This window comes from Mesorhizobium sp. WSM4845, assembly GCF_055811455.1.
Window position 1 is genome coordinate 1 of sequence record NZ_JBVVQA010000063.1, and the last position, 9,997, is coordinate 9,997.

10 protein-coding genes are annotated in these 9,997 nt (G+C 63.2%); 8 read left to right on the forward strand and 2 right to left on the reverse strand.

All coding sequences use genetic code 11. From position 1 onward, the window contains the following. Positions 1-126: 126 nt before the first annotated feature. The 6 genes from efp to AC0L2C_RS33790 all read left to right on the forward strand — a co-directional run bounded on the left by efp (position 127) and on the right by AC0L2C_RS33790 (position 5,251). Complete coding sequence (efp, locus tag AC0L2C_RS33765; RefSeq protein ID WP_027152892.1) at positions 127-693, forward strand: elongation factor P; 567 nt, start codon at positions 127-129, stop codon at positions 691-693. A gap of 138 nt (positions 694-831) precedes the next feature. Beyond that, positions 832-1,632, forward strand: a complete 801-nt coding sequence (locus AC0L2C_RS33770) for an inositol monophosphatase family protein (RefSeq protein ID WP_023800002.1) — start codon at positions 832-834, stop codon at positions 1,630-1,632. A 124-nt stretch (positions 1,633-1,756) separates the two neighbouring features. After that, on the forward strand, positions 1,757-2,449 hold the full coding sequence (gene trhA / locus AC0L2C_RS33775; RefSeq protein ID WP_473525489.1) for a PAQR family membrane homeostasis protein TrhA: 693 nt from the start codon (positions 1,757-1,759) through the stop codon (positions 2,447-2,449). A gap of 115 nt (positions 2,450-2,564) precedes the next feature. Beyond that, a complete protein-coding gene (locus AC0L2C_RS33780; RefSeq protein WP_023800004.1) occupies positions 2,565-3,590 on the forward strand; it encodes a MotA/TolQ/ExbB proton channel family protein in 1,026 nt (341 codons plus the stop codon). A gap of 1 nt (position 3,591) precedes the next feature. Then, positions 3,592-4,623 (forward strand): peptidoglycan -binding protein, encoded by a 1,032-nt coding sequence (locus AC0L2C_RS33785; protein ID WP_023800005.1) that lies wholly within the window; start codon positions 3,592-3,594, stop codon positions 4,621-4,623. Between the two features lie 331 nt (positions 4,624-4,954). Continuing rightward, positions 4,955-5,251 (forward strand): hypothetical protein, encoded by a 297-nt coding sequence (locus AC0L2C_RS33790; RefSeq protein ID WP_473525490.1) that lies wholly within the window; start codon positions 4,955-4,957, stop codon positions 5,249-5,251. A 133-nt stretch (positions 5,252-5,384) separates the two neighbouring features. Here AC0L2C_RS33790 and AC0L2C_RS33795 read toward each other — a convergent pair whose 3' ends face one another. Beyond that, on the reverse strand, positions 5,385-5,738 hold the full coding sequence (locus tag AC0L2C_RS33795) for a DUF1304 domain-containing protein (RefSeq protein WP_023800007.1): 354 nt from the start codon (positions 5,736-5,738) through the stop codon (positions 5,385-5,387). Between the two features lie 188 nt (positions 5,739-5,926). Between AC0L2C_RS33795 and AC0L2C_RS33800 the strand changes: the two genes are divergently transcribed. After that, positions 5,927-7,426: a carboxypeptidase M32 gene (locus tag AC0L2C_RS33800; RefSeq protein WP_473525491.1), complete on the forward strand. Its 1,500-nt coding sequence runs from the start codon at positions 5,927-5,929 to the stop codon at positions 7,424-7,426. Between the two features lie 123 nt (positions 7,427-7,549). On the opposite strand, the gene AC0L2C_RS33805 is transcribed toward AC0L2C_RS33800, so the two are convergent. After that, positions 7,550-9,352 carry an ABC transporter transmembrane domain-containing protein gene (locus AC0L2C_RS33805; RefSeq protein WP_473525492.1) on the reverse strand — a complete coding sequence of 601 codons (1,803 nt, stop codon included), beginning with the start codon at positions 9,350-9,352 and terminating at the stop codon, positions 7,550-7,552. Between the two features lie 206 nt (positions 9,353-9,558). Between AC0L2C_RS33805 and rpmE the strand changes: the two genes are divergently transcribed. Next, entirely contained in the window at positions 9,559-9,780 is a 222-nt protein-coding gene (gene rpmE, locus AC0L2C_RS33810; RefSeq protein WP_006327661.1) for a 50S ribosomal protein L31, read from the forward strand. Positions 9,781-9,997 lie beyond the last annotated feature (217 nt).

A 9,997-nucleotide genomic window follows, 5' to 3' on the forward strand; every position in this document is an offset into this window, starting at 1 on the left:
CCCCTTGCCCGCTCCCCCTCTTGCCCACTCCCCCTCTTGCCCAATCCCTTGCCTCTCCTGGCGATTTGTGGTCTTGGAGGCGCCAAATCGCTTTCGTCGCGAAATCTCATTCCGGATCACATCATCATGGCCAAGATCAATGGCAACGAAATCCGTCCCGGCAATGTCATCGAGCATGATGGCGGCCTGTGGGTGGCGGTCAGAACCAACACCGTCAAGCCCGGCAAGGGTGGCGCCTACAACCAGGTCGAGCTGAAGAACCTGATCAACGGCACCAAGCTCAATGAGCGTTTCCGCTCGGCCGAGACAGTCGAGCAGATCCGACTGGAGATGAAGGATTTCTCCTTCCTCTACGAACAGGGCGAAGCGCTGGTGTTCATGGACACCGAAAGCTACGAGCAGCTTGAATTGCAAAAGGATTTCGTCGGCGATCGCGCTGCCTTCCTGCAGGACGGCATGATGGTGACGGTCCAGCTCTATGACGAAAGGCCGATCGGCATTTCGCTGCCCGACCAGGTGACGCTGACGATCACCGAGGCCGACCCGGTGGTGAAGGGGCAGACCGCCGCCTCGTCCTATAAGCCGGCGATGCTGGAAAACGGCATTCGCGTGCTGGTGCCGCCTTTCATCGGCTCGGGCGAGCGTATCATCGTCGACACCAACGAAATCACTTATGTGCGCCGCGCCGACTAAGGCATGATCCCAAAAAGTTGCAGACTTTTTTGGACAAGATCATGTCTCAAAGCAAATAGCATCATCCCAAAAAGTTGCAGACTTTTTGGATAAGATCATGCCTCAAGGCAAATAGGCGCAGCGGCAGGAAGAAGAGCAATGGCGCGATCCGCGATCCTTAATGTCATGGTCCAGGCCGCTATGAAGGCCGGCCGCTCGCTGTCGCGGGATTTCGGCGAAGTGCAGAACCTGCAGGTCTCGATGAAGGGGCCGGGCGACTATGTCAGCCAGGCCGACCGCAAGGCAGAAGAAATCCTCTTCACCGAGCTGTCGAAGGCGCGGCCGGGCTATGCCTTCCTGATGGAGGAGCGCGGCCTGATCGAAGGCGACGACAGCCAGCACCGCTGGATCGTCGACCCGCTCGACGGCACCACCAATTTCCTGCACGGCATTCCGCTCTTCGCCATCTCGATCGCGCTGGAGCGCCAGGGCCAGATCGTCGCCGGTGTCGTCTACAATCCGGCGATGGACGAACTCTACACCGCCGAGCGCGGTGGCGGCGCATTCATGAACGACCGCCGGCTGCGGGTTGCCGGCCGCACCAAGCTGATCGACACGGTGATCGGCTGCGGCGTGCCGCATCTCGGCCGCGGCCAACATGGCAATTTCCTGATCGAGCTGCGCAACGTGATGGCCGAAGTTTCGGGCGTGCGCCGCCTCGGCTCCGCCTCGCTCGATCTCGCCTACGTCGCTGCCGGCCGCATGGACGGGTTCTGGGAAACCGGCCTGTCGGCCTGGGACGTCGCCGCCGGCATCCTGCTGATCCGCGAGGCGGGCGGCTTCATCTCCGACTTCGCCGGCGGGCAGAACATGCTGGATGGCGGCTCGATCGTCGCCGGCAACGAGACCATCCAGCGTGCGCTGTTGAAGACCGTCAGGAAGCCGGTGACGCCGCGCTAGACCGTGATCCCCGAAAAAGCATGAACCCGGACTTGGCGCGCTGAACCGCCGCAGTCGCAAAACCGCAACGATAGCTTGAAATGCTGTCCGGCATCCGCCCAAATAAGGGGATGCAGGATCATTCATGACGCATATCGGCCCGAAATCCCAGATCGAAATCCCCTTCATGGGCCGCTGGCACTATTCGCACGCCGAAATGATCGCCGACGGCATCGTCCATGCGGTGGGCATCGTGCTCGCCATTGCTGCTGGCTCGACGCTGCTGGCGCTGGCTGCCTTCCATACCGGTCCGGGCGAATATATCGCCGCCGCTTTCTACGTGGTTTCGCTGCTCGCCGTGCTGTCGGTGTCGCTGGCCTATAATCTGTGGCCGGTGTCGTCGCCTGCCAAGTGGATATTGCGGCGCTTCGACCATGCCGCGATCTATCTGCTCATCGCCGCGACCTACACGCCTTTCCTCGCCCAGCTCGACGGTTCGTCGCTGGCCATCTCGATGATCGTCCTGGTCTGGGTCGCGGCAGCGATCGGCATAGGCATCAAAGTGCTTCTTCCCGGTCGCTTCGACCGGCTGGCGATCGTCTTTTATCTCGCCATCGGCTGGAGCGGCATCGTTCTGGTCGAGCCGCTCGTCGAGACATTGCCGACGACGTCGATCGCGCTGATCGTCGCCGGCGGCATCGTCTATTCCTGCGGCGTCATCTTCTTCGCCTGGAAGGGCCTGCGCTTCCACAATGCGCTGTGGCACGGCTTTGTCGTCACCGGCGCCGGCCTGCATCTTGCCGCCATGGTCGACTGCCTGGTCATCAACCGACTCTAACGCAATGGTCCGCTTGGCAATATTGCCAAGCGCCATTCAATTTGGTCACAATTGCGTTTAGAGTCGCCGTCAAACGTGAATTGGCGGCGGCGGCGGCATCGGAAACGGGGCACGGATGGCTTTACTCAAATCCTTCGGCATGGGCAGGCGCTCCGACGTGCTGATGTACGATCCGCACAAATTGTCGAGCCCGCAGGTCTTTCTCCTGACCATGGTCATCTTCCTGATGATCGTCGCCTTCATCGCCGCCATCCTGACCCGTCAGATCTCGACAGCCTTTGCCACCAATCCCGGTCTCAACGGCCTGATCGTCGGCGTGCTTGCGGTCGGCATCCTGCTGGCCTTCGCGCAGGTCGGCCGGCTGTTTCGCGAAGTGCGCTGGGTCAACTCTTTTCGGGCCGGCTCCGAAACCACCGAACCGGTGCTGCTGGCGCCGATGAAGGCGATGATCGGCCGCTCGCCGACGATCGCCTTCTCGACCAGCTCAATGCGCACCATGCTCGATTCGATCGCCACCCGCCTCGACGAAAGCCGCGACACCTCGCGCTATCTTGTCGGGCTGCTGGTGTTCCTTGGTCTGCTTGGCACCTTCTGGGGCCTGCTCAACACGATCGGCTCGATCCGCGAAACCATCGATTCGCTCGATCCCGGCACTGGCGATGCCGCCGCCGTGCTCGAATCTCTGAAGGCCGGGCTTTCCGCGCCGCTGGCCGGCATGGGCACCGCCTTCTCGTCCTCCCTGTTCGGCCTGTCCGGTTCCCTGGTGCTCGGCTTCCTCGACCTGCAGGCTGGCCGCGCCCAGACACGCTTCTACACCGAGCTCGAAAACTGGCTGTCCTCGGTCACCGACCTGTCCTCCGACATCGTTGTCGCCGAACCGCCCAGGGTCGAGTCCTCCGACGAGATCCGCGTCCTGTCGGAAAGACTGCGCAGCATGCAAGAGAACGGCGGCGGCGCCAATCCGCGTGTCGCCACCGCCATGGCCAACCTTGCCGACGGCATTTCGGGTCTGGTCAAGAACATGCGCTCGGAGCAGCAGATCATGCGCGACTGGGTCGAGGCCCAGTCGGACGAGCAGAAGGCGATGCGCAACACTCTGGAGAAGATTGCGGACGCCTTGAAGAAGACTGGAGTCCATTAGCATGGCTCTCGCCAGGAGCCGGCGTGCCGATCGCCGTATCGATTACTGGCCGGGCTTCGTCGACGCGCTGTCGACGTTGCTGCTCGCGATCATGTTCCTGCTTACCGTCTTCGTGCTGGCGCAGTTCCTGCTCGGCCGCGAAATCTCCGGCAAGGACACGGTGCTCAACCGCCTCAATTCGCAGATCAACGAACTGACCCAGCTTCTGGCGCTGGAGCGTTCGACAACGCAGGACAAGGAAGATTCGCTCGCCAATTTGCAGGCGTCGCTGTCGGCGTCGGAGGCGGAAAAGAGCCGGCTCGAGCAATTGCTGGCGCAAGGCGCCGGTGCCGGCGACGCCGCCAACCAGCGGGCCACGGCCCTGTCGGGCGAACTCGACAACCAGCGCCAGATCAGCCAGCAGGCGCTGAGCCAGGTTGAAATCCTCAACCAGCAGATCTCGGCGCTGCGCAGACAGATCGGAGCGCTCGAAGAAGCGCTCAATGTGTCGGAAGCGCGCGATCGCGAGTCCAACACCAAGATCGCCGATCTCGGCCGCCGCCTGAACGTCGCGTTGGCGCAACGTGTGCAGGAACTGAACCGCTACCGGTCCGACTTCTTCGGGCGCCTGCGCGAAATCCTCGCCGATCGCGAGAACATCCGCATCGTCGGCGACCGTTTCGTCTTCCAGTCGGAAGTGCTTTTCCCGACAGGCTCCGAAGTGATCAACGATGCCGGCAAGGACGAGATGAAGAAGCTCGCCGACGCCATCATCGACCTGCAGAAGGAGATCCCGCCGGAGATCAACTGGGTGCTGCGCGTCGACGGCCACACCGACGACAAGCCGCTGTCGGGCACCGGCCGCTACCGCGACAATTGGGAATTGTCGACGGCGCGCTCGACCTCGGTGGTGAAGTTCCTGATCGAGAACGGCGTGCCGGCCAACCGCCTGGTTGCCGCCGGCTTCGGCGAATTCCAGCCGCTCGACCCCGCCGACACCGAAGACGCGCGCAACAAGAACCGCCGCATCGAGCTGAAACTGACGGAGCGCTGATCGCCCCGGCTCCAGGCGGCGGCCGCACTTAGGGCGGCGATGCAGGCTAGCAAGGCCTGAAAAGATTACCTTTTTTTGATTACACTTTGCCGAGGATCGCTCCTAGCTATGTCATGGGCCCGAGAACCGCCGGCGGTGGAAGCGTCCATTGCGACCCGACGGAACCGACGGCCCACGGCCGGAAGGTGGCCCTCCCAATCGCCGCCTCCCCTGTAAAAAGGAGACGCAACATGCGCTCTTTCACTCCCAAGACCTCAGGACTGCAACGCTCGCCGCACTTCTCGTCACCGTTCCGTTTGCCGTCGCCGACGCCGGCCCGCATGCGGCAGCTTTGATCAACCAGATAGAGAGCGTGGATACCGGTATCCGAGGCGCCATGCAGGCGAACAGGATCAAGCTGGACGAAGCGCGTGGCTTGCGCACGCAGGTCGCTCAACTTGATCGGGCCGCGCAGAGGGCCGCGCGAGATGGAACGATGCCGACCACGCAGTATCATAAAATGCTGGCGCAGATCGATCATGAGAGCCAAAGGCTGCGGGCTGCCACCGGCAGCGCCTTCCTCATCGGCAGCGGTGGCGATGGCGGGTACTATCCGAACGGCTACGTCCCAAACTATCCAAAAGGCTGAAATCATCCATTACAGCGCCGCACTTTGATCTTGCGCATGATCTGTTGATTTTGCGCAAGATCCGTTCCGCACCGAAGCCCCAGGCAGCAATCCGCACAGGGAACTTTTCCAAAAATCGAGTCCGATTTCGGGGTTATGCGCCCAACCAAACTGCGACCAGAGCAACTGCAGCCGGCACGGTCTGGATGTAGAGGATTTTCCTGCCGACCGTCGCCGCGCCGTAGAGGCCGGCGATGGCGACGCAGAGCAGGAAAAACACCTTGATCTGGAAACCAGCCGCGCCGAGGTAAAGCCCCCAGATCAGCCCGGCTGCGAGAAAGCCGTTGTAAAGTCCCTGGTTGGCCGCAAGCACTTTCGATGCGCTGGCGAATTCCGGCGTCAGCTTGAACGCCTTGTGGCCGCGCGGCGTGTCCCACAGCACCATCTCCAGATAGACGATGTAAAGGTGGATCAGCGCCACCAACCCGACCAGCACATTGGCGATCATGCTTCGTCTCCCCGATGCGACGCGCCGCCGCCTCGCGACATTGATCACGCACGCCACCGCTCCTGCAAGACCCATTGCGCTGTGCATCCTGGCCAGCAACCATGTGCCCATCGCCAACGGCCTTTCGGGGTTGCCAATATCAGCGCATTGGTATCTTTTCCCGCCGTTCAAATTCAGCGGAACTCACAATGTCCTTTCAAAAACTCGACGACCTCGGCCACAAGCTCGAAGCACTGGAGCATGCGCTCGCCATTCTTGCCGCCGACGAGGCGACCCACATGGCCGTCGGCGGCGGCGAAAAGCGCGCCGAGGCGATGTCGGCGCTGGCCGGCATGCATCACGCCAGAGCGACAGCGCCGGAGATCGCGGACTGGATCGCAGCGGCCGAACAGGAAACGCTGAACGAAGAACAGCAGGCCGCTGTCAGGGAGTTCCGGCGGCAATACACCAACCTGACCTGTCTGCCGGTCGAATTCGTCGAGCGTCAAACCACCGCCCGGATGCGTTCCGAGCAGCTGTGGCGCGACCTGCGCGCAAAGAACGACTGGGCCGGGTTCTTGCCGGCGCTCGAAGGCGTCGTCGCGCTGGTGCGCGAGGAAGCAGCCCTTCGCGCCGACGTGCTCGGCCTCGATCCCTATGACGCGCTGATGGAGCAGTACGACCCCGGCAACCGCGCCGCCGACATCACGCCGGTCTTCGCCGAGTTGAAGACCTTTCTCAGGGATTTCGTGCCGGAGGCACTGGCGGTGCAGGAAAAGCGTCTGGCGAAACATCCGCTAAAACCGCTTTCGGGCAGCTATGCGATCGAAAAGCAGCGCGAGCTCGGCCTCGCCATGATGGCGGCGGTCGGCTTCGATCTCACCCACGGCTCGCTGTCGGTATCGCATCATCCGTTCTGCGGCGGCGTGCCAAGCGACGTGCGCATCACCACCCGCTACAAGACCTCCGACTTCCTGTCGGCGCTGATGGGCGTGCTGCACGAAACCGGCCACGCGCTTTACGAACAGAACCTGCCGCAGGCGTGGGCGCACTGGCCGCTCGGCAAGGCGCGCGGCATGGCCGTGCATGAAAGCCAGAGCCTGTTTGTCGAGAAGCAGATCGGCCGCAATCCCGAATTCTGGCGCTGGGCGCTGCCGGTGGTCGAAAAGCACCTCGGCGAGGCCTGGTCGATCGAAGACATCCTGCCGCATGTACACCGGGTCGAGCGCGGCCTGATCCGCGTCGACGCCGACGAGGTCACCTATCCGCTGCACGTCATCCTGCGCTACGAGCTGGAGCAGGAGCTCGTCTCGGGGCGGCTGGAGGCGGTAGACCTGCCCGAGGCCTGGGACGCCAGGATGCGCGACTATCTCGGCCTGTCGACCATCGACAACCCGGCCGACGGGCCGATGCAGGACGTGCACTGGCCGGGTGCCGCCTTCGGCTATTTCCCGTCTTATACGCTGGGCGCGATGATGGCGGCGCAGCAATGGGCGGCGCTGACCAGAGATCATCCTTCGGCCGACGAAGACCTCGCCAAGGGGGATTTCGCGGCGATCAACGACTGGCGCCGTGAAAGGATCTGGTCGCAAGGCTCACGCTGGTCGACGCCAGAACTGCTCGAGCGCGCCACCGGCGAGAAGCTCAACGCCACGCATTTCACCGAGCATTTGCGCAAGCGCTATGGGGAGGTGCTGAAGGGCGCCTGACATATCTTCAAGCGCATCGAACGCGGCGGCACTTTCGTCACCGCCGACCAGCGCCATTTTGCAAAGACGAAGCCGTTTGGCAGGGTCGTCCTTCTGGCAGACTGGCGGCCGACTGCCGTTACGCTACTCCGCGGCGCCCCTGAAAGCGTTCGCCCCGGTTTCGAACTGCAGCTTGGCCAGCCGCGCATAGATGCCGCCCTTGCCAACGAGGCTCTGGTGGGTGCCTTCCTCGACGATGCAGCCGCCATCCATGACCAGGATCCGGTCGGCCTTCAGCACCGTCGCCAGCCGGTGGGCGATGACGATCGTGGTGCGGTCCTGCATCAGCCGCTCCAGCGCCGTCTGCACCAGCGTCTCGCTTTCGGCGTCCAGCGCCGAGGTTGCCTCGTCGAGCAGCAGGATCGGCGCATCGCGCAGAATCGCGCGGGCAATCGCCACGCGCTGGCGCTGGCCGCCGGACAAGGTCACGCCGCGCTCGCCGACCTGACTGTCATAGCCCTTCTCGAGTTTTAGGATGAACTCGTCGGCAAGCGCATCCCTGGCCGCCGCCTCGATCTCGGCCTGGCTGGCGTCCGGACGACCGAAGCCGATATTGTCGCGCGCACTGGCCGCGAAGATGGTGACATCCTGCGGCACGATGGCGATGCGCTCTCGGATGGCGACGGGGTCGGCCTCGCGCACATTGACGCCGTCGATCATGATCTTGCCGGTCTCGGGGTCGTAAAAGCGCAAAAGCAGCGAAAAGACGGTGCTCTTGCCGGCGCCCGACGGGCCGACGATCGCCACCGTCTCGCCGGGCTTGACCTGGAAACTCAGGCCGCTGACGGCAGCGCGGTCGGGCCCGGCCGGATAGGAGAAGGACACGTCGTCGAAACTGATTGCGCCCCTGGCCGTCGCCGGCAGCGGTTTGGGATGCGCTGGGGCCTGGATTGCGGGCTTCTCGGCCAGGATCTCGGTCAGCCGTTCGGCAGCGCCCGCCGCCTGGGAAAGCTCGCCCCACACCTCCGACAGCGCACCGAGCGCGCCGGCGGCAAACACCGAATAGAGCAGGAACTGACCGAGCGTGCCGGGCGACAGCGTGCCGTCGAGCACGTCGCGCGAGCCGAACCACAGCACCGCCACCACCGAGGAAAAGATCATGAAGATGGCGAAGAAGGTGAGGAAGGAGCGGGCAAAGATCGAGGACCGCGCCGCCGCGAAAGCGGCTTCCACGGCAGCTGAAAAATGCCCGGTGACCTGCCTCTCGTTGGTGAAGGCCTGCAATGTGCGCACCGCGCCGATCTGCTCGCTGGCATAGGCCGTGGCGTCGGCCAGCGTGTCCTGCGCCAGCCGTGATTTGCGCCGCACCGAGCGGCCGAAGGCGACCAGCGGCAGCACGATCACCGGAATGGCGGCGATGACGAGGCCCGACAGTTTTGGGCTGGTGAAGACCATCATCGCCACGGCGCCAAGCCCAAGAATGACATTGCGGAGCGCTACCGACGCGGTGGCGCCGACCGCCGACTTGACCTGCGTCGTGTCGGCGGCGAGCCGCGAGACGATCTCGCCCGACTGGGCGGTGTCGAAGAAGGATGGCGACAGCGTCGTGACATGGCGGAACACGTCGCTGCGGATGTCGGCGACGACGCGCTCGCCCAGCGTAATGACGAAATAATAGCGGCAGGCCGACGCCGCGGCGAGCAAGGCAGCCATCACCACCAGCATGGCGAAATACTCGGCGATGAAGCTGGAATCGGAGGCGGAAAAGCCGTGGTCGATCATCCGCCGCACGGCGAGCGGCAGCGCCAGCGTCGTCGCCGCAGCAATGGTCAGCGAGACGATCGCGCCAATGACCATTTTCCGGTAGCGGGTGATGTAGGGGAACAGGCGCCGCAGCGGCTTGAGCGAGCGCCTACGCTCGTCTGCATCGCCGCTTGTATGCGCCATGACCGTTTCCTCTGGCCGCCTTCTGGGCATGCGCCTCAATATGCGCTTACCGCGGCCTTGTGATTCAATTCCGGCTGATGTATAGGCTCGCCGACCGTTTTTAAAAGCCGTGGCTCCTCAATAGCTGCGGCTTCGAGTTTTAAAAAGGGGCGCATCGACGCAGGCTTTATGCCCGTCAGCGGCGCCGGCGAACCAGGAATAGCACAATGAAGACCGATATCCATCCCGACTACCACACCATCAAGGTCGTCATGACCGACGGCACCGAATACATGACCCGTTCGACCTGGGGCAAGGAAGGCGATACGATGAACCTCGACATCGACCCGACCACCCATCCGGCCTGGACCGGCGGCCAGCAGACCCTGCTCGACCGCGGCGGCCGCCTGTCGAAGTTCAAGAAGCGTTTCGAAGGTTTCGGGCTGTAGCCCCAAACTTTTAGCAGATCAAAAACCCGCCTTCTGGCGGGTTTTTTGTTCATGGAGCGTCTCGTTCCAGGTCTGCGCTGCCCCTCACCCTTACCCTCTCCCCGTATCGAGACGGGGGCGTCGCCAGCGTTGGAGCGTTTCCCTTCTCCCCGTCACTATACGGGGAGAAGGTGCCGGTGTCCGAACCGGATAGATAGGTAACAGAATGGACTGATTG